Below are 21,761 nucleotides of genomic sequence, written 5' to 3'. Positions count from 1 at the left end.
CGACTGGAACAACGCGGCGGAGGCTTTCCGCACGGCCCTGAAGTCGCGCAACCTCGACAAGCCCGCCGATGCGCACATGGCGCTGGGCACCGCGCTGTTCAATGCCAACAAGTTCGCCGAGGCGCGCACACAGTTCGTAGCGGCGGCACAGTCCCCGGCGCTGGCCGAAGCCGCCGGCAACTGGATCAGGTTCGTCGACCAGGAACTCGCGCGCCGCGAAGCGGTCCGCGCGATGTAGGCGCAGTCTTCCTCCTCCTCCACCGTATCTCTCCCTCGTCTTGGGTGGAGGACTTCAACCCCTTCCGGGCTGACGAAGGGGTTTCTTTTTTCAGGCATTCGGAACGGCAGATGACGGAGCAGAGTGACATCGTGGTGATCGGCGCCGGGCAGGCTGGCGCGGAGCTATGCCTGGAGTTGCGACGGCGCGGCCATGCCGGTCGTGTCGTGCTCCTGGGAGATGAGGCCTGGCCGCCGTACAAGCGCCCGCCGCTGTCCAAGGCCTATCTCACCGGGGCGGCGGACGAGGCGGCTCTCTATGCGGTGCCGCCCGCGCAGTGGCAGCGGCATGCCATCGAGTTCATCGGCGGCACCGCAGCCGTTCGCCTCGATCGGCAGCGCCGGGAGGTGGAACTGGCCGATGGCCGCCGCATCGGCTACCGCGGCCTGGCCTTGACCACCGGGGGGCGTGCCAGGCCGCTGCCGGTGCCGGGTGCGGGCCTGCGGGGCGTGCAGCTGCTGCGCACGATGGATGACGCGCGCGCCCTGCGCCCAGCCCTGCGGGAGGGATGCCGGCTGGTGATCGTCGGCGGCGGGTTCATCGGTCTGGAGGCCGCCGCTGCCGCGGCCAGGGCCGGCGCGAGGGTCACGCTGCTGGAAGGCCTCGACAGGGTGCTGGCGCGCGTCACGGCGCCGGAGATTTCCCGCTTCTTCGAGCGCGTGCATCGCGAGGCGGGCGTGAATCTGGTCACCGGGGCGCAGCTTGCCGCCGTGCGAGGCCGGGAAACGGTGGAGGCGGTGCAACTGTCGGACGGCCGGCTCATGGCGGCAGATCACGTCCTGGCCGGTATCGGGCTGCTGCCCAATGTCGAGCTGGCGCAGCGGGCCGGTCTGGAAGTCGACGATGGCATCGTCGTGGATGAATGCGCCCGCAGCTCGGACCCGCACATCGTCTCCGCGGGCGACTGCGCGAACCATCCAAGCCGCTTCGCCGGCCGGCGGTTGCGCCTGGAGTCGGTGCAGAACGCGCTGGAACAGGCCCGGACCGCGGCGGCGACGCTGCTCGGGGCCGATCAGCCCTACCGCGCCGTGCCGTGGTTCTGGTCGGACCAGTACGACCTGAAGCTGCAGATGGTGGGGCTTTCGCAGGGGCATGATCGCCTGGTGGTCCGCGGTGACCTGCAGAAGTCGCGGGATTTCTCCGCGTTCTATCTGCGCGAGGGCCGCCTGATCGCTGCCGACGTCGTGAATCGTCCGCAGGAGTTCCTGCTGGCGAAGAAACTGGTGGCCGCCGGCGCCATGCCGGACCCGGCGCGGCTGGCCGATGGCGACCTGCCGTTGAGATCCCTGCTGGCGTGCTGAACGCTGGCTGCCCCGCCGCCGCAGGCCGGCGGCGGGGCGGGCGGCCTCAGGCCGCTTCCAGCAGCACCACGCTGCCCTGGCCGCCGTCGGCGCAGATGCTGACGATGGCCAGCGTGCCGCTGGGCATGGCGGCGAGTTCCTTCACCGCCTGGCTGAGGATGCGCGCGCCGGTGGCCCCGAAGGGATGGCCGATGGCGACGCTGCCGCCGTTGGGGTTCACGCGCTCGCGCGGGAATGTGCCCATCACCGCCTTGACGCCGGCCTTCTCGCGCAGGAAGGCCACGTCCTCCATCGCCTTGATGTGGAACAGCACCTGGGCCGAGAAGGCCTCGTGGATTTCCCACAGGCCGATGTCGTTGTAGGTCAGGCCCTGGCGTTCCAGCAGGCGCGGAATCGCGAAGGCCGGCGCCATCAGCAGGCCCTCGTGGCGGAAGTCGATGGCGGCGATCTCCCAGTCCACCAGCTTCACGCGCGGCGTGTCCCTGGGCAGCTTCGACAGGCCCGCCTCCGTGCCGACCCAGATCGCGGCGGCGCCGTCGGTCAGCGGCGACGAGTTGCCGGCGCTGAGCGTGCCCTTGCCGCTGCTGCGGTCGAAGGCGGGCGGCAGCTTGCCGAGCTTCTCCAGCGTGGTGTCCTTGCGCGGAATGCCGTCACGCTTCGCCTCGCCCAGCGGAATCACCAGGTCGTCGAAGAAGCCGCGCTCCCAGGCCGCCACGGAGTTCTTGTGGCTGGACAGGGCGCTTTCGTCCTGCGCGGCGCGCGGGATGTTCCACTCCTTGGCGGTGATCTCGGTGTGCTCGCCCATGCTCTTGCCGGTGGTGCGGTTGGTCACCGAGGGGATGTAGAGGCCGACATCCGCGAGCTTGAGGCTGGCGATGTGCTGCAGCTTCTCGCCGGTGGTCTTGGTCTTCTGGAACTTGCGCAGCCAATCGGACAGTGTCTGCCCCAGGCCGATCTGCACGCGGCTCATGCTCTCCACGCCGCCGACCAGGGCGAGCTGGCGGCTGCTGTCGTTGAGCATGCCTGCGGCCTCGATCGCCCCGATCATGCTGGTGGAGCAGGCCATGACGGTGGAGAAGGCGGTGATGGTCGCCGGCGCGCCGGCTTCCATCAGCACCTCGCGGGCGAGGTTGCTCCAGGTGAGGTTGGGCACCACGCTGCCCCAGACGGCGAAGTCCGGCGCGGCGCCGTCCAGGCGCTGCAGCATCGCCTGCACCACCGGGACCGACAGGCCGATGGCGTCGTGGCCGGCGAGCGCGCCGTCCACCTTGGCGAAGGGCGTGCGGACGCCCGAGGCGATCCAGGGCTGGGGAGGGGTGTTCTTCTTGGTCATGGCGTTCTTCCTTGGTGCGCAGCGGGGTTCAGGCAATGCCGCGCAGGCCGCGCAAGGCGGACCTGCCCAGCAGGACGAAGGCGACCAGCAACAGGCCCTGGGCGATCATGAAGCCCGGCGACTTGTCCGTGGGCGCCAGCGCGTTCAGCGCCGGGATCTTCTGCAGAGCCTGCACCACGGCGACGAACGCGTCCAGATACACGGCGATCGCCAGGGTGGCGCCGTAGACCGTCAGCCAGCGGCCGGCCAGGCCCTTGCCCCAGCGCGCCACCACGGTGGCCGCCAGCAGGATCAGGGACAGGATGCCGAAGGCATGCGAGGGCAGGAACTTGATGAAGGGAAACATGAATCCGGTGATGCTGGTGGCGAGCAGCAGCACGAGGGTGGCGGTGGCCAGGCCGGGCTGCGCCTTTCCGCCGCGCCAGGCGAGCAGCAAGGCGATGCCGGCGACCAGCGCCAGCAGGCTGATGACGACGTGGAGGAGGGTGAAGGTCTTGAGATCGAACATGACAGGCTCCCTGGTGATGACGTTGGGTGGCGACTAGGACGTTACCGTGATGCCGTAGCGGGCGGCGGGACGAGCGTGCGAAAGATGCGGGCCCAGGGCCAGGCGCTGGGCGGTGTAGGCGTCCCAGTCGGCGGCGTCGGGCAGCGAAGGGATGGTGACCGTCTCGCCCTGGTCCAGGCCGGCCAGGGCGGCGTCCACCATGTCGCCGGCTTCCATCACCATCTCCGGCGGGATCGCCCCGGCCGGCAGGCCGGAGTGCTCCCAGATCGGCGTGCGGGTCACGCCGGGCAGCACCGCCTGCACGCGCACGCCGCGCGGCGCCAGTTCCTGCGCCAGGGCCTGGCTCAGCGTCAGCAGGTAGGCCTTGGTGGCGGCGTAGACGCCGTTGAAGCGCTCCGGCAGCAGCGAGGTCACCGAGCCGATGTTGACGATGGCGCCATGCCCCTGGGCGGCAAAGGCCTCGGCGGCGGCCAGGGCCAGGCGGGTGGCGGCCACGCTGTTGAGCTGGATCATGGCCTCCAGCTTGCCGGTGTCCGCCTCCAGCAGCGGGCCGTTGACGGCGACGCCGGCATTGTTGACCAGCAGGCCGATGCGCTCGTCGCCGCGCAACTGGGTCTCGACGGCGGCCAGGTCCTCGCGCCGGTTGAGGTCGGCGACGACGATCTCGACCTGCACGCCGGTCTCGCGGCGCAGGCGCTGGGCCAGGGCCTCCAGGCGGGGACGGTCGCGGGCGACCAGGACCAGGTCATGGCCGCGGCGGGCCAGGCGTTCGGCATAGGTGGCGCCGATGCCGGAGGAGGCGCCGGTGATGAGGGCGGCACCGGAAATCTTCGGGATGTTCATGGTGGCTTCCTTCTTCCGTGGGGCTCAGCGCGGCAGCGCGTCGAGCAGTTCGGCGGTGCTCAGCGCCGCGTGCGCGTAGGACGGCGCGTTGATCTCGTGGGCGGCGCGCATCGCTTCGGCGCTGAAGGCGGCGGTGGCGTCGCGCACCAGGGTGACGTGGTAGCCCAGTTCGTTGGCGAATCGGCCCGTGCACTCGATGCAGGTGTTGGCGATCAGCCCCACCAGGATCACGTGGCTGACGCGGCGCTGCTTCAGCAGCATGTCGAGGTCGGTGTTGGCGAAGCCGCTGGCGCCCCAGTGCTCCTTGACGATGGTGTCGCCGGGCTGCGGTGCAAAGTCCGGATGCCATTCGCCGCCCCAGCTGCCCTTGGCGAACACCTGCACCTTGGCCGCGCCGAGCTGGTAGGGCGTCGGGTGGTCCCAGTTGCGGAAGTCGTCCGGCTCGGCACGATGATGCGGCACGATGAACACCGGGATGCCGGCGGCGCGGACCGCCGCGCCGATGCGGCGAAGGTTGTCGTGCAGGCCGACGGCACGGGCGACCTCGGCGACGCGCGGCCACAGCTTGCCGCCCTCGGAGAGAAAGTCATTGTAGGGGTCGACGAACAGCAGGGCGGTACGGCCGGCGTCGTAGATGGCAGGGGTATTCATGACAGTCTCTCCGGGGCGGCGGCGGTTCAGGACTTGATGAAGTCCAGCAGGTCGGCGTTGAAGCGGTCCTGGTGGGTCACGGTCAGGCCGTGGTCGGCCCCCTTGTAGACCTTCAGCGTCGAGTTCTTGACGATCTTCGAGGCCAGCAGCGCGGAGGCGCCGATCGGCACGATCTGGTCGTCGTCGCCATGGATGAACAGCGTCGGCACGTCGATCTTCTTCAGGTCCGGCGTGTAGTCCACCTCGGAGAACTCGCGGATGCAGTCGAGCTGGCCCTTGATGCCGCCCATCATGCCCTGCAGCCAGAAGGACTGGCGCACGCCTTCGGAGATCCTGGCACCGGCGCGGTTGTAGCCGTAGAAGGGCATCGTCAGGTTGCGGAAGAACTGCGAGCGGTCGTCGTAGGTGCCCTTGCGGATGCCGTCGAAGACCTCCAGCGGCAGGCCGCCGGGATTGGCGGCGGTCTTGAGCATCAGCGGCGGCACTGCGCCGACCAGCACGGCCTTGGCGATGCGCCGGGTGCCGTGGCGGCCCATGTAGTGGGTGATCTCGCCGCCGCCGGTGGAGTGGCCGACCAGCACGAGGTTCTTCAGGTCCAGGGCCTCGATCAGCGCATGCAGGTCGTCGGCATAGCTGTCCATGTGGTTGCCGTCCCAGGTCTGGTCGGAGCGGCCATGGCTGCGGCGGTCATGGGCGATCACGCGGTAGCCCTTCTGGCCCAGGAACACCATCTGGGCATCCCAGGCGTCGGCCGTCAGCGGCCAGCCGTGGCTGAACAGCACCGGCTGCCCCTTGCCCCAGTCCTTGTAGAAGATGCGGGCGCCGTCCTTGGCGGTGACGAAGCCGGTCCCCGGGGCGCCGGCCTTGGCCGGGCCGGCGGCCTGGGCTGCGGCCGGCAGGCCCGCGGCGGCGGCGGCGACGGCGCCGATGCCGGCGGCCAGGATTTCGCGGCGGGTGGCCAGCGGGGCGGTGGTGCTGTTCATGTCGGTTCTCCCTCGTTCGATCGGATGGCGGGACGATGTGTCCGGCCTGGGCACAGATTGCGTCCTGGCCCGGCCGGGCGGAATCGCCGTCGCCGCAAGGCCGCTTTGCAGGTTTGCAAGGCCGGCCCGGGTTTCCGCCGCTTCCGTTGCCTGTCCCAGCAGGCAAACCCAGGCTATGCCCTGGGCTGCGGCGGGTCATTCAGATCAAGGTATGGCGGCGCTCGCCAGTTGGTATACGCAGGGATAGCTGCGGTCCGGCCCTCTGCCTGCGCTAACATCCAGTCAACGATCGAGGCTGAAGGGGGAATCGATGGGCGAGACCGCTGTCGTTCATATCGTGGACGACGATGCTTCCCTGCGCATGGCGCTGGAGAGCCTGTTCCGCTCCGTGCAGCTCGGCTGCCGCCTGTACGGTTCGGCGCACGAGTTCTTCACCGCGCAGCGCCCCGAGTTGCCCAGCTGCCTGCTGCTCGACATCCGCCTGCCCGGCCTCAGCGGCCTGGATTTCCAGCAGCAGCTGATCCAGGCGCAGGTGCAGATTCCGGTGGTGCTGATGACCGGGCATGGCGACATCCCGATGAGCGTGCGCGGCATGAAGGCTGGCGCCATCGACTTCCTGACCAAGCCCTTCCGCGACCAGGACCTGCTCGACGCCGTGGGCATGGCCATCGAGAAGGATCGCCAGCGTCGCGCCGACGCCGGCGATGCCGCGCGCCTGCGCGCGGTCTACGAGACCCTGTCCGCGCGCGAGCGCGAGGTGATGGCCTCGGTGGTTTCCGGCCGGCTCAACAAGCAGATCGCCGCCGACCTCAACCTGGCCGAGATCACCGTCAAGATCCACCGCGGTGCCGCCATGAGGAAGATGGGCGCCCGCTCGTTGGCCGACCTGGTGCGCATGGCCGAGTCGTTGCAGCTGAAAAAAGGCAGCGGCCGATAGCCGCCATCCTGGTTGTCCCGCTTCAGTTCAATGTGCCCTGGGCAGGCGGAAGCGCGACAGCGTCCAGCGTCGCGTCTCTTCCTCCCACTCATCGCCTTCGCGCGCGGTCAGCGCTAGTGACAGGTTGGCCACAACCATCCATGCGCCGGACACGGCGCTGCCGGCGGGAAACAGCAGGCCGCGCGGCGCGCCGTCGCCGTCATGGCCCTGGAACTCGCCGGCCTGCACGCGGATGCGGCCGTTCTCGTCCAGCCCCAGCACGCGGTCGGCCTGGTTGGCGGACACCCACAGCAGGCCGTCGTGGAACAGCAGGCCATCGGCCCCGTGGATGCTCTCCGCCAGCACCTCCAGCGCACCGCCGGCCAGCGGCCAGCGCAGCACGCGGCCATCGCCCGCATTGTTGATATAGAGCAGGCGCTCGCTCGCGTCGAAGGCCAGGCCGTTGGCGCCGAAGGGCAGCGGGCCGGCGGTGGCCAGCAACGGATCATGCAGCACGGTCTGCACACGGCAGGGCATGCAGCTCGTGGCCCGTTCGATACGGTAGATCGCGCCCTGGAAGGAATCGGAGACGTAGAGATTGCCGGCGCGGTCGAACACCATGCCGTTGATGGCCGGGAAGCCCGCCGCGCCGAACTGGATGCGGTCCTGGCTGCCATCCGGGTTGTCGATGCGCCGCTCGCCGGGTGCCGGCGGCAGCAGCGCTCCGAAGCTCGCGACGTCCTCCACCGGCGTATCCGAGCCGAAGCCGGCCGCGATCCGCTGCAGCCTGGAAGCGCCGAAGTTGAGGATGTAGACCTGGCCGTCCCTGTACGCCAGGCCGGTCAGCGGCGTGGTGCCGAAGCGGCGCCGTCCCAGCAGCTTGCCGTCCGGCGAGTAGCGCAGCAGCTGGTTGTTGCGGCTGGACTCCGGCATGCGTGCGTCGAAGCTGCCGACGTAGATTTCGCCTGTTGCCGGGTCCGCGGTGATGCCTTCCGGCTGGCGCACATCGGCGGGCAGCTGCACGAAGCGCTCCACGGCGATCCGCAGCGGGCCTTCCGCCGCCTGCGGCTGCAGGGGCAAAAGCAGCGCCAGCGGCAGGGCGATCAGGGACATGCGCTTGTTCATGGAGGTCTCCGGCCTTAGCGAACGGCGAACGCCGGCCGGTCGATCCGCTCGGATTGTCCGCCGAACAGGCTGCCGGCACTGCCGGCTACCACGTCATGGGGAAAGCCCAGTGCGATGGCGCTGGCGGAATCCAGTCGCTGCAGCTGATCGGGCGACAGCTTCACCGCGAGGGCGGCGAGATTATCGGCCAACTGCTCCGGTGTGCGCGGGCCGAGGATCGGCAGCGTGCCCTTGGCCAGCACCCAGGCCATCGCGACCTGGCCGGGCGTCACGTCCAGCTCGCCGGCAACGGCCAGGACCGCATCGAGCGTCGCCGTCTTGCGCGGATCGTTCTCGGCATGGATCACGGCACCCAGGCCCTGCGCGCGGCCGGTTTCGCCTCTGCGGTACTTGCCGGTGAGCAGCCCGCCCCCGAGCGGCGACCAGATGACCGTGCCCAGGTTGAAGGCCGCCGCCATCGGCAGCAGTTCGCGCTCGGCCGTGCGCTCCACCAGGCTGTACTCGAGCTGCACCGCGGCCAGCGGCAGGCTGCCGCGCTGCTCGGCCAGCGTCGCCGCGGTGGCCACGCGCCAGGCCGGGAAGTCCGACAGGCCGCCGTAGAGGATCTTGCCGGCGCGGGCGAGGTCGTCGAAGCCGCGCAGTATTTCGTCGACCGGGGTGACGCCGTCCGGCATGTGCACCCACAGCAGGTCGACGCGGTCGGTACGCAGGCGTCGCAGGCTGGCCTCCACCGACTGCTGCATCGACTTGCGGCTGTTGCCGCTGCGCTGCAGGCCGGCCTGCGGGCTGTCGCCGAGGGAGAACTTGGTGGCGATCACCAGATCCTCGCGCTCGCCGGCGGCGAGCTCGCCGATCAGCGTCTCCGACTGGCCGAACTGGTACTGGTCGGCCGTGTCGATGAAGTTGCCGCCCGCTTCGCGGTAGGCGCGGTAGATGGCCTCGGCATCGCCGCGGTCGGAGCCATAGCCCCAGCCCTTGCCGAAGTTGCCGGTGCCGAGGGCGAACGAGGAAACACGCAGGCCGGTGCGGCCGAAGATGCGGTAGCGCATGGGAATCTCCAGGTCGGGTGGGAGTCAGCGGCTCGTGCGGGCCAGGAAGCGCGAGATGTACTCGGCCGACAGCTCGGGGTACTGGTGCTGCGGGCCGTGGCCGGACTCCGGGTAGACGATCAGCTGGGCATTGGGCAACTGGCCGACCAGCGGGAACCAGTTCTGGCCGGGCGTGCTGGTGTCGTTGTCGCCGCAGAGGATCAGCAGCGGAGTACGCGAGCGGGCCAGTTGATCGCGTCGCCCGGCTTCATCCTCGCGGAAGACCGAGGCCGCCTTGAAGTACACCTGGAACTCTTCCATGGTATCCGGAATCCTCGACACCACGTCGGGACGGGCGTAGATGCGCTCTCGCGAGGCCTTGGCGGCGGCGCGGCTGAAGGCCGACTTCGGTTCGAAGAACAGCACCTCCTCATCGGCCAAATCGTTCACCGGCTTGATGGCCCGCTCGATGAAGACCTGCTGGATCGGCAGCTGCCCCGGCCCCGGAGGGTTGGTGCCGACCAGGATCGCGTGGGTGACGCGCTGTGGCTCCTGGAGCAGCAGCGTCTGGGAAGCGAAGCCGCCCCAGGACCAGCCCAGCATGGCGAAGCGCTCCAGTTTCAGCGCGTCGGCAAAGTCGCGCAGGAAGCCGGCCACCTGGGCCATGTCGTCCGGCAGCCGGCCGCTGGAGTAGCCCACGCCGGGATAATCCACCGTGATCACGCGGTGCTGCCGGGCCAGCGTATCGAGGAACAGCGGGTCCCAGGTGTCCAGCGTCCCGCGCATGCGATTGGCAAACAGGATCGGGCTGCCCTGTCCGAAGCTGCGGTAGGCGATGCGGTCGCCGTTCACCGTGACGTAGTGCGTCTGGGCATGGGCGGCGGAGGCGGCCTCGGCCCGGACTGGCAGCAGGCTGACCGCCAGCAGCAGGCTGGCGAGCCACGGCAGCAGGGTCCGGCGGATGGCGAGGCGCGGGCGAAGGCGGCGGATGTTGAACGGCAGCATGGCGGTCTCCCTGGATGATTCGCTGCGAGCAATCGGTGCTCGCCGCCATCATCGGAGGGCCCTGGCCGCCCGCCAATTGTCCCTAGGGTTCTGCCGGGACAAACCTTGGTATGGGACTCAGCCCGCGGCGGGCAGCGGCAGCGTCACCGCGAAGCGTGCCCCGCCGCCTTCGCGGTTGCCCGCGGCGATCCGCCCGCCATGGGCCTCGATGATCGAGCGGCACACCGGCAGCCCCAGGCCCATGCCGTTGGGCTTGGTGGAGAAGAAGCTCTCGAACAGCTTGTCGAAATGTTCGCCGGGAATGCCGGGGCCGCTGTCGAGAACCGCCAGCTCGATCTCGCGGTCGGCGGTCAGACGCGTTTCGATCTGCAGTTCGCGGCGGGGGACATCGGCCTGCGCCATGGCCTGCAGGGCATTCACCACCAGGTTGACGACCACCTGCTGCAGCTGCACGCGGTCGCCCTGCGCCAGCGGCAATGCCGGGGCCAACTGCAGGAGCAACTGGGCCTGCTGCGCGCGCAGCTCATGCTGCAGGAACTGCACCGCCTCCTGCACCAGGGCATTGAGCCCCAGCGGAACCGGCTCCGGAGGGCGGCGCAGCGACATCGCGCGGATGCGGGCGATGATCTCGGCGGCGCGGCGGGCGTCCGCGATCATCCGCTGCATCAGCGTACGGGCTTCCTCCACGTCCGGCACCGCGCGGCCCAGCCAGCGCAGGCCGGCCTCGCCGTTGGTGGCGATCGCGGCCAGCGGCTGGTTGACCTCGTGCGCGATGGAAGCGGTCAACTCGCCGAGCATGGTCACGCGTCCGGCATGCGCCAGCTCGACCTGCATCTGGCGCACGGCGGCACGCGCCGCCACCTGCTCGGAGATGTCGATGTTGCCGACCAGAACGATGCCGTTGTCACGCATCTCCGGAGGCGCGGTGACGAAGAACAGCACGTCGATCTCGCGACCGTCGACGGTGCGCTTGCGGGTTTCCGCCTGGAAGCCGGCCTCGCGGCGGAAGCCCGCCTCGATACTGCCGCGAAAGGCGTCGTAATGGCCGGGAATCCAGTACTTGGTCACCGGCCCCAGCAGCTCGTTCCGGTCCTTGGCGCCCAGCAACTTCAGGGAGCGCTCGTTGACGTCGATCACGACCGATGCCTCCATCGCCTTCTCCAGGAACTCCGGGTGCTGGTCGATGTAGGGATGCAGGTCGGTGACGCCCTGCGCACGCAACTCGGCAAAGAGCTTGTTCAGCCCGCTGGAATCCAGCTGCAGGAAAGATACCGCCATGGCCTGGAACAGGTTGCGGTAGCGCGACTCGCTGCGCTCCAGCTCGGCGTAGGCCCGCTTGCGTTCGGAGATGTCGATCACGCCGATCAGCAGCTTGCCGCGCCCCACCGCCTCCGGTGCGAAGCAGGCCGTGAACAGGCCGTCGAACTCGCTGCCGTCGATGCGGCGCAGCCGCGTCTCCGCCACGTAATGCGGCTGGCCGGTGACGGCCGCGATCACGCTTTCGGCATAGGTATGGTTGCTGCTCTCGGCCCAGAAGGGCTCGACGTTGTCCATCAGGCCGGCGCGGTCGCCGAGGCCGAACAGCGTCACGGTCTGCTCGTTCACGTCGAGGATGCGGGTGGCGCGCATCATCTCGCGCACCAGTCCCGGGTTGGCGGCGAAGTGGGCGCGCAGGTCGGTGACGCCGGCCTTGCGCAGACGCTGCAGCATGGCGCCCACGGCGCTGAAATCCAGCTCCCAGAAGGAGGCAGCCATGGCCTGGAAGAGGTTGCGGTAGCGGTACTCGCTGTGGCGCAGGGCGCGCTCGGTCCGGCGCTGCTCGCTCAGGTCCCGCGCGGTCTCCACCACCTGCAGGGGGGCGCCAGCGGCGTCACGCAGCAGCGAGCAGCGCAGATCGATATGGAGCTCGCGGCCGGCGGCGTCGCGCCGCTGCACTTCGCCGCGCCAGCTGCCGGTCTCGCGCAGGATCGCGTCGATCTCGGATACCGGTTGCGGGTACTGCGAGCCCAGCAGTTCGGCTTCCGGTCGCCCCAGGGCTTGCTCGCTGGCGATACCGTAGAGCCGCGCCGAAGCCTGGTTCCAGGCCAGGATGCCTCCGGCAGGGTCGCGCACCACGATGCTTTCCTGCACCAGGTCGAACCACTGCGCCACGCCGGGCTGAGGCTGCTCGCTCACGATCCCCCCAAGATGTTCCCTGACAGCTTAGCTGACGGGCGGCAGGGCCTGCTCGATGCAGCGCATCAGGGTCTGCGGGTCGAAGGGCTTGGGCAGCAGGCAGCGTGCGCCGGCATCGCGGGCGCGCTGCTCCAGGCCAGGGAGCATGCGCGCCGTGATCAGCACCGCAGGCACCTTGTTGCCGTCCGCGCGCAACCGCTGCAGCAGTTCGATCCCGCCGAGTCCCGGCATGTGCAGGTCGGTCACCAGGCAGGCGCACTGGCCGGCGTCGCCGGAAGCCAGGAAATCCTCTGCGCTGGCGTGTCCGCGGCCTTCGTAGCCGAAGGAGCGCACCAGCCCCACCAGGGCCAGCTTGAGCGATTCATCGTCGTCGACGATCGAGATCAGGGGTGCGGCTTGTGACACGGTGCGGTTTCTTCCTGCTCCAGGTTTCCAGGACTCCTTTGTCGCACAAAGCGGCCGCCACGGGAATCATACGAACGGTTCTGCGCCCCTGGAGATTTCATACCGGCGTCCGACCGGCAGCGGTGTTTCCGCCGCCGGGATTCCCTCGTCGCTCCTCCACGGTGCTCCGAGGACCTATACCTTCGTATAGGTCCGCATGACGCTACACTGGTCCGACCAGCCGCGCGCCCGCGCGGGCCCGAACTCCGCGACCGCATGAGCACCCCGAACCTCGATTGGAACGACATCCCGCTGCTGCTGGCGCTGGCCCGGGCCGGTAGCATGAGCTCGGCGGCACGCGACTTGGGCGTGGACGTCTCCACCATCAGCCGCCGCGTCGCGGCGGTGGAGGCAGCCATGGGCACGCGCCTGTTCATCCGCAGCAACCGCGGCTACGAGCCGACCGATGCCGGTACGGTGTTCATCGCCCATGCGGAGCGTGCCCTGGGCCAGGTGCAGGCCCTGCAGGCCGAGACCCGGGCGGAGGGCGAGGGCATCAGCGGCCGCGTGCGCCTCACCGCGGTCAACGTGCTGTTCGATCACTGGCTGCTGGAGCACCTGCCGGCGCTGCTGCAGCGGCACCCGAAGCTGGATGTGCAGCTGCTGACCGACAACAGCAACCTGTCCTTCACCCGCCGCGAGGCCGACTTTGCGCTGCGCCTGGCGCAGCCGACGCAGGACGCGGCGATCCTGATGCGCAAGGTCGGCGAGATCGGCTTCACGGTGTTCGGCGCCGGACCCTATGCCGCGCTGCCCCCGGAACAGTGGGACACGCAGCCCTGGCTGAGCTACGGCGAGGAGCTCGATGCCCTGCCGGAGATGCGCTGGCTGGCGCAGCGGCAGGGCCTGCGGCGCGTGCTGCGCGTCAGCAACGTGACGACCCTGGCTCATGCCTGCGCCATGGGCATGGGCCTGGCGGTGCTGCCCTGCATCGTCGGTTCACGCCAGGGGCTGCGGCCGCTGTGCGCGCCGGTGCTCACGCGCGAGCTGTGGCTGCTGAGCCATCGCGATGCGGCGCGCATCAAGCGCTTCCGCGCGGTGGCGGACTGGCTGGGGGAACTGTTCGAGAGCGAAGCGGCGGTGCTCCGCGGGGACGTCGACAGGCCCTAGGGTTTTCCGGAAAGGCTGCCGAGCCGGCGCCAGATGTCCTGGCCGGCGCGGTCGAAGCGGCGCACGGTCTCGACGAAGGCGTGGCGGGCGTCGGCGTCCACCAGCGGCGCCGGCAGCAGCGGGTCGTAGACCACGTGGCGGATGGCGTTGCTGCCCAGCAGGTAGGACTCGCGCGCGGCGGCCTCCAGCTCCAGCCTGTCGGCGCGCGCCAGCCAGTCCTCCAGCTGAGCGCGCAGCTTGCGGTAACTCGCGTTGAGCGCCTTGCCGTCCCAGAGCTTGCGGATGGCGGCCTCGCGGGCTGCGTCGAACTCGCCGGCCACGAATACCGGCGCCTGCTTCTCCAGCCCCAGCGTATGCAGGCGCCTGCGTACCGCCTCCACGCTGTCCTCGATGTTGTCCGGGCGCAGGTGCAGCCCGCCGTCCAGCTCGCGGAAGCCGAGCATGGCCAGTGCGCGCGTGCGGCGGCGCAGGGCCACGCGGTCGCTGCGGCCCAGGCCGGCGCAGTGCACCGCCAGCCAGCCGCCCTGCCAGGGACGGATGCGCTGCTCGGCGCTGCGCCAGGTGGCGACGTCGTCGGCCAGCTCGTGGGCGCTGGCGCTCAGGCGGTAGCTGCCGCGTTCCGTGGCCTCGATCAGGCCGTCGGCTGACAGGCGCACCAGGGCGACGCGCACGCTGTTGGCGCTGATGCCGAACAGGCCGCAGCCGGCGATGGCGTCGCGCACCGACAGGGCCTGGCCTTCGGCGGCGAGCAGCAGGCCCAGGATCAGGCGTCTTGGCTTGGGGATCATGCGCGCATGGTAAGGCAGCGTTTGCCAGTGCACCGCAACATTACATAGACTTTCATCTACTGTCACTGGAAGTAACAAAAATGGATGAAGTCCTGGTCGAGCGGCGTCCGCCGCTGCTGTGGGTCACCCTCAACCGGCCGCAGGCGCGCAATGCCGTGGACGGCGTCACCGCCGCGCAACTGGCTGCCGCCTTCCGCGAGTTCGATGCCGATCCGGAGCTGTCGGTGGCGATCCTGTCCGGTGCCGGCGAGCACTTCTGCGCCGGTGCCGACCTGAAGGCCGTGGCCGGCGGCGACCCGGCGCGCGCCAACCGCATCGACACCGCGGGCGACGGGCCGATGGGCCCCTCCCGCATGCAGCTCTCCAAGCCGGTGATCGCGGCGGTGTCCGGCTACTGCGTGGCCGGCGGCATCGAACTGGCCCTGTGGTGCGACCTGCGCGTGGCCGACGAGACCGCGGTGTTCGGCGTGTTCTGCCGCCGTTTCGGCGTGCCGCTGATCGACGGCGGCACGGTGCGCCTGCCGCGCGCCATCGGCATGAGCCGCGCGATGGACATGATCCTCACCGGCCGTCCGGTGGCTGCGCAGGAGGCGCTGTCCTTCGGGCTGGCCAACCGCGTGGTGCCGCGGGGGCGGCTGCAGGACGAGACCGAGAAGCTGGCGCTGCAGCTCGCCGCCTTTCCTCAGCAATGCCTGCGCGGTGATCGCCGCAGCGCCTACGAGCAATGGGGGATGGCCGAGCAGGAAGCCCTCGACAACGAGTTCCGTCATGGCCTGAAGACACTCAGGAGCGGTGAAACGGTGGCGGGCGCGGCGCGGTTCAGCGGCGGCGTGGGAAGGGGCGGGAAGTTCTAGCCGAGCCTTGCAGCCATGGTAGGAGCCGGCTTGCTGGCGACTTCACGGCTCGATGTCGCCAGCAAGCCGGCTCCTATAAGAAGACCTGTTTGGAGAAGATCATGGACACCCTCAAAACGATGACCTACGCCGTCACCGGCCGCATCGCCCGCATCACGCTCGACCGCCCCGCGCGCGGCAACGGCATCACCATGGACCTGCCGCGCGAGCTGGCGCAGTGCGTGGAACGTGCCAACATCGACCCGGCGGTGCATGTCGTCGCCCTGTCCGGCAACGGCACCGGCTTCTGCGGCGGCTACGACCTGGTCGACAGTGCCGAGGCCATGGCCATCGGCGAGGAGAGCGAACACCGCCCGAAGGGCTCGGTGCTGGATCCGCGCGTGCAGATGCAGAACCATGTGCCGGGCTCCCTGTGGGACCCGATGACCGACTACGCCATGATGAGCCGCAACGTGAAGGGCTTCATGAGCCTGTTCCACAGCGAGAAGCCGGTGGTCTGCAAGGTCCACGGCTTCTGCGTGGCCGGCGGCACCGACATGGCGCTCTGCTCCGACCTGCTGGTGATCGCCGACGACGCCAAGATCGGCTACCCGCCGGCGCGCGTGTGGGGCTCGCCCACCACCTCCATCTGGTTCCACCGCATCGGCCTGGAGAAATCCAAGCGCCTGCTGTTCACCGGCGACTGCCTGTCGGGCAAGGAAGCGAAGGAGTGGGGCCTGGCGATCGAGTCGGCTCCGCCGGAGCAGCTGGATGAGCGTTTCGAGATCCTGCTGGAGCGCATCGCGCGCATGCCGGTGAACCAGCTGGTGATGATGAAGCTGCTGCTCAACCAGAGCGTCATGTCGCAGGGCCTGCACAGCACCCAGATCCTGGGCACGGTGTTCGACGGCATCACCCGGCACACGAAGGAGGGCTATGCCTTCCAGCAGCGGGCGGCCGAGGCCGGCTTCCGCACTGCGGTACGGGAGCGGGACGAGCCGTTCGGGGATTTCGGGTTGTCTACCTTCAAAGGTTAGAACAGTCCCGCTTTCCAGCCGTTCGCCCTGCCAGAAGTAGGCGCCTCCAGGCGAGTTTGTCGAAGGGCGAACGGCTATTGACCGTGGGCGCGGCCGTTCGTGCTTCGACAGGCTCAGCACGAACGGTGGCAGGGTAGGGTGGGGTAGGCTCAAATCACCCATTTGAAGGGCGATTCTTGCCTTCCGATCTCGCTACCGTGAGCCTTCCCATGATCCAGTCGCCCCGCCCCTTCCGCTTCGAGTTCCCGCCCTCCGCGGTGGCGGAACTGCGCCAGCGCCTGGCGCTGACCCGCTGGCCGGACGAACTGGAGGACGAGGGCGCCGCCGCCGGCCTGCCGCTGGCTCAGGCCCGCGCTCTGGTCGAGTACTGGCAAGGCGGTTTCGACTTCGCCGCCGCCGAGGCCCGCCTCAACCGCTACCCGCAGTACCTGATCGACATCGACGGCCTGGACCTGCACTACGTGCACATCCGCTCGCCGCATGCCCATGCCCGGCCGCTGCTGCTGACGCATGGCTGGCCCGGTTCGGTGCTGGAATTCTTCGAGGCCGCCCCGCGGCTGACCGAGCCGGAGCGCTACGGCGGCAAGGCCGAGGATGCGTTCCACCTCGTGCTGCCCTCGCTGCAGGGCTACGGCGGCTCGCCGCCGGCGAAGAAGACCGGCATGAGCCCGCGTCGGATCGGCCGGCGCCAGGCGCGCCTGATGGCCGAGCTGGGCTACGGACGCTACATCGTCCAGGGCGGCGACTGGGGCTCGGTGGTCTCGCACTACATGGCGGTGGATGATGTCGCCCACGTCGATGCCCTGCACCTGAACCTGGTGACCATCGCGCCGCCGCGCGACCTGGCCGCGGCGATGAAGGACGTGCAGCCGCACGAACTGGCCCGCGTGGCCGCCGCCGAGAAGCATCGCCGCGAGGGCATGGGCTACTACCGCCAGCAGAGCACGCGGCCGCAGACCCTGGCCTATGCGCTGACCGACTCTCCCGCCGGCTGGTGTGCCTGGATCGGCGAGAAGTACGGCGGCTGGAGCCAGGAGGCCGCCGTGGATCGCGACACCCTGCTGACGCAGGTCTCGCTGTACTGGTTCACCGGCACCATCGCCTCCGGTCTCCGGCTGTACCGCGAGTTCTCGCAGAGCCTGCAGCGCAAGGAAGGGCCCGGCCAGGTGACGGTGCCCACCGGTTTCGCCGACTACCCCAACGAGATCGTGCGCATGCCCCGTGCCTGGTGCGAGCGCGCCTATCCGCTGATCCACTGGAACGAGCAGCCGCGCGGCGGCCATTTCGCCGCCCTGGAGCAGCCGCAACTGTTTGCCGAAGACCTCTGGGCGTTCGCGCGCAAGCTGCGCGCCCACGAAGCGCAATGATGGAGGAGAAACCCATGTCCAGCCTGCAGCTCGATCCCTACGACCATGCCTTCCACTGGGATCCGTACCCCACCTACAAGGCCCTGCGCGAGCAGGACCCGGTGCACTACAACGAGAAGCTGGACCTCTGGTTCCTGACCCGGTGGGACGACGTGTTCAACGCCTTCCGCGACTTCAGGAGCTTCGTCAACACCGGGGCCACTTCGCTGGAGAAGGGCTCCACCGAGGCGCTGCCCTATCCGATGTTCATCTTCAGCGATCCGCCCGAGCACACGCGCGTGCGCAACCTGTTCATGCCCCTGATGACGCCCTCGGCGGTGCAGGCGCTGGAGCAGTACATCCGCGACAAGACCGTGCGCCTGCTGGAGAAGCACCTCAAGGCCGGGAAGTTCGACTTCGTCGACGACCTGGGCTGCTTCCTGCCGATGGACGTCATCTCCACGCTCACCAGCGTGCCGCCCGAGGACCAGGACAAGGTGCGCGGCTGGGCCGACGACCTGATCGCGCGCGAGGACAAGCAGCACGCGCTGTCCGAGCGCAACATCAACGGCTTCATCAACATGGCCACCTACTTCGAGACGCACTCGGCGAAGTACGAGGCCACCGGAGACGCCTCAGGCATGGTGGAGATCATGCTGCGAGCCGAGAAGGCCGGCACCATGAACCGCAAGCAGACCGTGGGCACGCTGATCCTGCTGGCCATCGCCGGCAACGAGACCACCACCAAGCTGATCGGCAACATGGCCTACCGCCTGTGGCAGCACAAGGACCAGCGCGCGCTGCTGGCGCGCGATCCCTCGCTGATGGCCAACGCCGTGGAGGAGACCCTGCGCTTCGACGGCTCCTCGCAGATCATCGTGCGCCGCGCCGGCAAGGACGTGACCCTGCGCGGCAAGACCATCCCGGAGGGCGCGCGCGTGGGTCTCTGCATCATTTCCGCCAACCGCGACGCCGACAAGTACCCGGACCCGGACCGCTACGACATCACCCGCGGCGCCCGCGACCACATGGCCTTCGGCATGGGCATCCACGCCTGTCTCGGCTCCGCGCTGGCCCGCCTGGAGGCCAAGGTGGTTTTCGAGGAGATCCTCAAGCGCATCCCCGACTACGAGATCGATGAATCGGGGCTCAGGCGCGCCCACAATCCCAACGTCCGCGGCTTCACCCACGTACCCGCCAGCTTCCCGGTGCGCTAAGCTCCGCTCTGCGGGCGGGGGCCCGCGGAACATTGGGGCTGCACATGCGTCACATCCTGCTCGGGACCGTCCTCGCCACCATGGCGACGCCCGCTCTGCCGGCCAAGGCCTGCGAGGAACTGGGGGCGGAGATTTCCGCCAAGATCGAAGCCAAGGGCATTCGCGGCTATTCCCTGAGGCTGGTGCCGGCCGCGCAGGTCGGCGACCAGACCGTGGTGGGCAGCTGCGAGAGCGGCGCGATGAAGCTGGTCTACCGCCGGCAGTGAGCCGGCGCACAGGGAACAGGGAGCGTACTCACATGAAGCGGATCATCCTCGCGGCATTGCTGACCTTGCCGACCCTGGCCGCCGCGGCCAAGCCCTGCGACGAGCTCAAGGGCGAGATCGCCGCCAAGCTCGACGGCAAAGGGGTCAAGACCTACTCGCTCGACGTGGTGCCGGCCGCCGAGGCCAAGGGCAAGGTCGTCGGCAGCTGCGACGCCGGCGCCAAGCGCATCGTCTACCGGCGCGCTCAGAGCCTCTAGGCCCATCCCCGGGAGCCCGGGTTATGCTTCGCGCATGACCCTTGCCGAGCCGTCCCGCAAAACCTCCGTGCTGTCGGTCCGGGCGCTGCACAAGCGCTACGGCGAACTCGTGGCGGTCGAGGAGCTGTCCTTCGAGGTCGGCCGGGGCGAGATCGTCGGCCTGCTGGGGCCCAACGGCGCCGGCAAGACCACCACCATCAACATGGTGCTCGGCGTGCTGCAGCCCAGTGCGGGACAGGTGCTGGTGGACGGCATCGACGTGGCGCGGCGGCGCGAGGCCGCGCTGGCGCGCACCAACTTCGCCGCGGTCTACGCGCCGCTGCCGGGCAATCTCACGGTCTGGCAGAACCTGCGCTACTTCGGCCTGATCTACGGTGTGCGCGGGCTGCCGGCACGCATCGAGGCGCTGCTGCGGCAGTTCTCGCTGGAGCGCTTCCGCGACACCCGCTGTGGCCTGCTGTCCTCTGGCGAACAGACTCGCGTCTGCCTGGCCAAGGCCATGCTCAACCGCCCGCCGCTGCTGCTGCTGGACGAGCCCACCGCCTCGCTGGACCCGGCCACCGCGCAGGACATCCGCCAGCTGATCCGCCGGCTGGCGCGGGAGGAAGGCGGCGGCATCCTCTGGACCTCGCACAACATGGGCGAGGTGGAAGAGGTCTGCGACCGCGTGCTGCTGATGTCGCGCGGCCGCCTGCTGCTGCAGGGCGACCCGCGCACGCTGCCGCGGGAGCACGGCGCCGGCTCGCTGGAGGAATTGTTCATCCGCGTGGCGCGCGAGCCGCTGCAGTTCGGAGCCGGCCGATGAAATGGCGCGCCGTCGCCGGCGTGGTGCTGCGCCAGGTGTACCTGATGCGCAGCAGCCCCACGCGCGTGCTGCCGCTGTTCGCCTGGGTGGCGGTGGACATCGTGCTCTGGGGCTTCTTCACGCGCTGGCTCAACCAGGCCGGTCCGTCGGGAATCGACTTCGTGCCGCAGCTGCTGGGCGCCGTGCTGCTATGGGATTTCTTCGGCCGCGTGATGCAGGGCGTGACCACGGCCTTTTTCGAGGACCTGTGGTCGCGCAACTTCCTCAATGTCTTCGCCACGCCGCTGACCATCTCCGAGTATGTCAGTGGCCTGGTGGTCACCAGCACCGCCGCGAGCCTGGTGGGCCTGCTGGCGATGCTGCTGCTGGCCAGCGCCGGCTTCGGCCTGTCGTTCTTCGCCTACGGCATCCTGCTGCTGCCTTTCCTGCTGGTGCTGTTCCTGTTCGGCATCGCGCTCGGCATCGTCGCCAGCGCCATCGTGCTGCGCTACGGCCCCGCCTCGGAGTGGCTGGTGTGGCCGCTGCCCGCCGTGCTGTCGCCCTTCGCCGCCGTGTTCTATCCGCTGGCGACGCTGCCGGAATGGATGCAGGCAGTGAGCCGGCTGATGCCGCCGTCCTACGTCTTCGAGGGGATGCGTGCGGTGGTGGCGGGACGGGGGGTGTCCTGGCCGATGCTGATGGGCGGCCTGGCGCTGGCGCTGCTGCAGGTCTTCCTGGCCGGCTGGTTGTTCGCGCGGGTGCATCGCCATGCGGTGAACAGCGGCTTGCTGGCGCGCTACAGCGCGGAGAGCTTGAACTGAAGCAGCGCTCTCTGCCGCTGGCGGGAGAGGATAGTGGAGCGGGTTTCCGCAGGGCGCGGATGTGTTGGCCCAATCATTCGCCCCGAGCGCGTCGGAGGGTGAACGCGTTCGAGTCGCCATCCCCGGCAAGCACGACCGCGCTGCAGCGCTCAAAGCCCCTTCTGCAGCATCCCGATCAACCGCTGCTTCGTCGGCACCACCCACTGCTGCTTCAACTGCGCCGACAGCAGCCCCGCCTGCTCCAGCTCATCGCAGAGATGCATCTGGTGCGCCAGGTCGAAGAGATCGAGCTGGTAGGTGAACAGGCCGTCGTCACCCACGGTGATGAACGACACGCCCGGCGTCTGGTACCAGCTGCCGTCGGCACGCCGTCCCGGGCCGCGGTTCCACCAGTGGGTGATGATCTGGTTGCCGTGGGTGGTGTAGCGTTCGATGGGAAAGCTCCAGCCTTCCCAGCCCACCATCATGTCGCGGCCGTAGTGCGTGGCACGGATCTCGTCGCGGCTCCTGGCATGCACGCGCATCGTCCCGGCGTACTCGCAGAGGTACTCGCAGTCCGGCGCGTAGAACTCGTCGGCGATCCAGGCCCATTGGTTGCGGCGGGCGGCCTCGACGAAGGCATCCTGCATCGCGCGGGCGCGGGCTTCCACCTGCTGGGGGCTGATGGCCATCGGCTGTCTCCTCGTGGTTGTGCGGCCATCCTGCGCGCCGCG

General features: G+C 69.3%; 23 protein-coding genes and 1 pseudogene. 12 read left to right on the top strand and 12 right to left on the bottom strand.

Annotated features, from left to right (window positions below; genetic code table 11):
* Window positions 1-238 (top strand): annotated as a pseudogene (locus tag C3942_RS22425) (hypothetical protein); the annotation flags it as partial.
* Window positions 239-348: 110 nt separating this feature from the next.
* Window positions 349-1,578 carry an NAD(P)/FAD-dependent oxidoreductase gene (locus C3942_RS18510; RefSeq protein WP_104231849.1) on the top strand — a complete coding sequence of 410 codons (1,230 nt, stop codon included), beginning with the start codon at window positions 349-351 and terminating at the stop codon, window positions 1,576-1,578.
* Between the two features lie 46 nt (window positions 1,579-1,624).
* Here C3942_RS18510 and C3942_RS18505 read toward each other — a convergent pair whose 3' ends face one another.
* Genes C3942_RS18505 through C3942_RS18485 form a run of 5 tightly spaced genes read right to left on the bottom strand, consistent with a single transcriptional unit; the run spans window position 1,625 to window position 5,896 of the window.
* Entirely contained in the window at window positions 1,625-2,911 is a 1,287-nt protein-coding gene (locus C3942_RS18505) for an acetyl-CoA C-acyltransferase (RefSeq protein WP_104231848.1), read from the bottom strand.
* Window positions 2,912-2,939: 28 nt separating this feature from the next.
* Window positions 2,940-3,419, bottom strand: coding sequence for a hypothetical protein (locus C3942_RS18500; protein ID WP_104231847.1), 480 nt, complete (start codon window positions 3,417-3,419; stop codon window positions 2,940-2,942).
* A gap of 33 nt (window positions 3,420-3,452) precedes the next feature.
* Window positions 3,453-4,262 (bottom strand): SDR family NAD(P)-dependent oxidoreductase, encoded by an 810-nt coding sequence (locus C3942_RS18495; protein WP_104231846.1) that lies wholly within the window; start codon window positions 4,260-4,262, stop codon window positions 3,453-3,455.
* A 24-nt stretch (window positions 4,263-4,286) separates the two neighbouring features.
* Window positions 4,287-4,913: a cysteine hydrolase family protein gene (locus C3942_RS18490; protein ID WP_104231845.1), complete on the bottom strand. Its 627-nt coding sequence runs from the start codon at window positions 4,911-4,913 to the stop codon at window positions 4,287-4,289.
* 26 nt (window positions 4,914-4,939) lie between these two features.
* Window positions 4,940-5,896 (bottom strand): alpha/beta fold hydrolase, encoded by a 957-nt coding sequence (locus tag C3942_RS18485; protein WP_104231844.1) that lies wholly within the window; start codon window positions 5,894-5,896, stop codon window positions 4,940-4,942.
* Between the two features lie 310 nt (window positions 5,897-6,206).
* Here C3942_RS18485 and C3942_RS18480 point away from each other — a divergent pair, with 310 nt between their 5' ends.
* Window positions 6,207-6,833, top strand: coding sequence for a response regulator transcription factor (locus tag C3942_RS18480; protein WP_104231843.1), 627 nt, complete (start codon window positions 6,207-6,209; stop codon window positions 6,831-6,833).
* Window positions 6,834-6,860: 27 nt separating this feature from the next.
* Here C3942_RS18480 and C3942_RS18475 read toward each other — a convergent pair whose 3' ends face one another.
* The 5 genes from C3942_RS18475 to C3942_RS18455 all read right to left on the bottom strand — a co-directional run bounded on the left by C3942_RS18475 (window position 6,861) and on the right by C3942_RS18455 (window position 12,550).
* Window positions 6,861-7,937 carry an SMP-30/gluconolactonase/LRE family protein gene (locus C3942_RS18475; RefSeq protein ID WP_104231842.1) on the bottom strand — a complete coding sequence of 359 codons (1,077 nt, stop codon included), beginning with the start codon at window positions 7,935-7,937 and terminating at the stop codon, window positions 6,861-6,863.
* A gap of 14 nt (window positions 7,938-7,951) precedes the next feature.
* Window positions 7,952-8,986: an aldo/keto reductase gene (locus C3942_RS18470; protein ID WP_104231841.1), complete on the bottom strand. Its 1,035-nt coding sequence runs from the start codon at window positions 8,984-8,986 to the stop codon at window positions 7,952-7,954.
* Window positions 8,987-9,010: 24 nt separating this feature from the next.
* A complete protein-coding gene (locus tag C3942_RS18465) occupies window positions 9,011-9,970 on the bottom strand; it encodes an alpha/beta fold hydrolase (protein ID WP_104231840.1) in 960 nt (319 codons plus the stop codon).
* A gap of 117 nt (window positions 9,971-10,087) precedes the next feature.
* Window positions 10,088-12,145, bottom strand: a complete 2,058-nt coding sequence (locus C3942_RS18460) for a PAS domain-containing sensor histidine kinase (protein WP_104231839.1) — start codon at window positions 12,143-12,145, stop codon at window positions 10,088-10,090.
* 27 nt (window positions 12,146-12,172) lie between these two features.
* Window positions 12,173-12,550 carry a response regulator transcription factor gene (locus C3942_RS18455; protein WP_104231838.1) on the bottom strand — a complete coding sequence of 126 codons (378 nt, stop codon included), beginning with the start codon at window positions 12,548-12,550 and terminating at the stop codon, window positions 12,173-12,175.
* Window positions 12,551-12,805: 255 nt separating this feature from the next.
* Here C3942_RS18455 and C3942_RS18450 point away from each other — a divergent pair, with 255 nt between their 5' ends.
* Complete coding sequence (locus tag C3942_RS18450) at window positions 12,806-13,699, top strand: LysR family transcriptional regulator (protein ID WP_104231837.1); 894 nt, start codon at window positions 12,806-12,808, stop codon at window positions 13,697-13,699.
* On the opposite strand, the gene C3942_RS18445 is transcribed toward C3942_RS18450, so the two are convergent.
* Window positions 13,696-14,487 carry a PaaX family transcriptional regulator C-terminal domain-containing protein gene (locus C3942_RS18445; protein ID WP_104231860.1) on the bottom strand — a complete coding sequence of 264 codons (792 nt, stop codon included), beginning with the start codon at window positions 14,485-14,487 and terminating at the stop codon, window positions 13,696-13,698. The two genes, C3942_RS18450 and C3942_RS18445, sit on opposite strands and share 4 nt — an antisense overlap.
* Window positions 14,488-14,567: 80 nt before the next feature.
* Between C3942_RS18445 and C3942_RS18440 the strand changes: the two genes are divergently transcribed.
* The 8 genes from C3942_RS18440 to C3942_RS18405 all read left to right on the top strand — a co-directional run bounded on the left by C3942_RS18440 (window position 14,568) and on the right by C3942_RS18405 (window position 21,048).
* On the top strand, window positions 14,568-15,341 hold the full coding sequence (locus C3942_RS18440; RefSeq protein WP_104231836.1) for a crotonase/enoyl-CoA hydratase family protein: 774 nt from the start codon (window positions 14,568-14,570) through the stop codon (window positions 15,339-15,341).
* Window positions 15,342-15,442: 101 nt separating this feature from the next.
* Window positions 15,443-16,357 carry a crotonase/enoyl-CoA hydratase family protein gene (locus tag C3942_RS18435; protein WP_104231859.1) on the top strand — a complete coding sequence of 305 codons (915 nt, stop codon included), beginning with the start codon at window positions 15,443-15,445 and terminating at the stop codon, window positions 16,355-16,357.
* A 209-nt stretch (window positions 16,358-16,566) separates the two neighbouring features.
* Window positions 16,567-17,724: an epoxide hydrolase family protein gene (locus C3942_RS18430; protein ID WP_104231835.1), complete on the top strand. Its 1,158-nt coding sequence runs from the start codon at window positions 16,567-16,569 to the stop codon at window positions 17,722-17,724.
* A 14-nt stretch (window positions 17,725-17,738) separates the two neighbouring features.
* On the top strand, window positions 17,739-18,920 hold the full coding sequence (locus tag C3942_RS18425) for a cytochrome P450 (RefSeq protein WP_104231834.1): 1,182 nt from the start codon (window positions 17,739-17,741) through the stop codon (window positions 18,918-18,920).
* 44 nt (window positions 18,921-18,964) lie between these two features.
* Window positions 18,965-19,186, top strand: coding sequence for a DUF1161 domain-containing protein (locus C3942_RS18420; protein WP_104231833.1), 222 nt, complete (start codon window positions 18,965-18,967; stop codon window positions 19,184-19,186).
* A gap of 32 nt (window positions 19,187-19,218) precedes the next feature.
* Window positions 19,219-19,443, top strand: a complete 225-nt coding sequence (locus C3942_RS18415) for a DUF1161 domain-containing protein (protein WP_104231832.1) — start codon at window positions 19,219-19,221, stop codon at window positions 19,441-19,443.
* A gap of 34 nt (window positions 19,444-19,477) precedes the next feature.
* Entirely contained in the window at window positions 19,478-20,248 is a 771-nt protein-coding gene (locus tag C3942_RS18410; RefSeq protein ID WP_104231831.1) for an ABC transporter ATP-binding protein, read from the top strand.
* Entirely contained in the window at window positions 20,245-21,048 is an 804-nt protein-coding gene (locus tag C3942_RS18405) for an ABC transporter permease (RefSeq protein WP_104231830.1), read from the top strand. The genes C3942_RS18410 and C3942_RS18405 overlap by 4 nt, the downstream gene beginning before the upstream one ends.
* A 149-nt stretch (window positions 21,049-21,197) precedes the next feature.
* Here the strand turns inward: C3942_RS18405 and C3942_RS18400 are convergent, their stop codons facing one another.
* Complete coding sequence (locus C3942_RS18400) at window positions 21,198-21,719, bottom strand: nuclear transport factor 2 family protein (protein ID WP_104231829.1); 522 nt, start codon at window positions 21,717-21,719, stop codon at window positions 21,198-21,200.
* Window positions 21,720-21,761: the final 42 nt, after the last annotated feature.

Source organism: Solimonas fluminis (assembly GCF_002930645.1).
Lineage (GTDB): Bacteria > Pseudomonadota > Gammaproteobacteria > Nevskiales > Nevskiaceae > Solimonas_A > Solimonas_A fluminis.
Note: the sequence above shows the minus strand (reverse complement) of the source record. Positions and strands in the feature narration are given on the sequence as shown.

Coding starts and splice junctions, on each gene's coding strand:
- C3942_RS18510 (WP_104231849.1), top strand. CDS start 349: ATGACGGAGCAGAGTGACATCGTGGTGATCGGCGCCGGGCAGGCTGGC.
- C3942_RS18505 (WP_104231848.1), bottom strand. CDS start 2,911: ATGACCAAGAAGAACACCCCTCCCCAGCCCTGGATCGCCTCGGGCGTC.
- C3942_RS18500 (WP_104231847.1), bottom strand. CDS start 3,419: ATGTTCGATCTCAAGACCTTCACCCTCCTCCACGTCGTCATCAGCCTG.
- C3942_RS18495 (WP_104231846.1), bottom strand. CDS start 4,262: ATGAACATCCCGAAGATTTCCGGTGCCGCCCTCATCACCGGCGCCTCC.
- C3942_RS18490 (WP_104231845.1), bottom strand. CDS start 4,913: ATGAATACCCCTGCCATCTACGACGCCGGCCGTACCGCCCTGCTGTTC.
- C3942_RS18485 (WP_104231844.1), bottom strand. CDS start 5,896: ATGAACAGCACCACCGCCCCGCTGGCCACCCGCCGCGAAATCCTGGCC.
- C3942_RS18480 (WP_104231843.1), top strand. CDS start 6,207: ATGGGCGAGACCGCTGTCGTTCATATCGTGGACGACGATGCTTCCCTG.
- C3942_RS18475 (WP_104231842.1), bottom strand. CDS start 7,937: ATGAACAAGCGCATGTCCCTGATCGCCCTGCCGCTGGCGCTGCTTTTG.
- C3942_RS18470 (WP_104231841.1), bottom strand. CDS start 8,986: ATGCGCTACCGCATCTTCGGCCGCACCGGCCTGCGTGTTTCCTCGTTC.
- C3942_RS18465 (WP_104231840.1), bottom strand. CDS start 9,970: ATGCTGCCGTTCAACATCCGCCGCCTTCGCCCGCGCCTCGCCATCCGC.
- C3942_RS18450 (WP_104231837.1), top strand. CDS start 12,806: ATGAGCACCCCGAACCTCGATTGGAACGACATCCCGCTGCTGCTGGCG.
- C3942_RS18445 (WP_104231860.1), bottom strand. CDS start 14,487: ATGATCCCCAAGCCAAGACGCCTGATCCTGGGCCTGCTGCTCGCCGCC.
- C3942_RS18440 (WP_104231836.1), top strand. CDS start 14,568: ATGGATGAAGTCCTGGTCGAGCGGCGTCCGCCGCTGCTGTGGGTCACC.
- C3942_RS18435 (WP_104231859.1), top strand. CDS start 15,443: ATGGACACCCTCAAAACGATGACCTACGCCGTCACCGGCCGCATCGCC.
- C3942_RS18430 (WP_104231835.1), top strand. CDS start 16,567: ATGATCCAGTCGCCCCGCCCCTTCCGCTTCGAGTTCCCGCCCTCCGCG.
- C3942_RS18425 (WP_104231834.1), top strand. CDS start 17,739: ATGTCCAGCCTGCAGCTCGATCCCTACGACCATGCCTTCCACTGGGAT.
- C3942_RS18420 (WP_104231833.1), top strand. CDS start 18,965: ATGCGTCACATCCTGCTCGGGACCGTCCTCGCCACCATGGCGACGCCC.
- C3942_RS18415 (WP_104231832.1), top strand. CDS start 19,219: ATGAAGCGGATCATCCTCGCGGCATTGCTGACCTTGCCGACCCTGGCC.
- C3942_RS18410 (WP_104231831.1), top strand. CDS start 19,478: ATGACCCTTGCCGAGCCGTCCCGCAAAACCTCCGTGCTGTCGGTCCGG.
- C3942_RS18405 (WP_104231830.1), top strand. CDS start 20,245: ATGAAATGGCGCGCCGTCGCCGGCGTGGTGCTGCGCCAGGTGTACCTG.
- C3942_RS18400 (WP_104231829.1), bottom strand. CDS start 21,719: ATGGCCATCAGCCCCCAGCAGGTGGAAGCCCGCGCCCGCGCGATGCAG.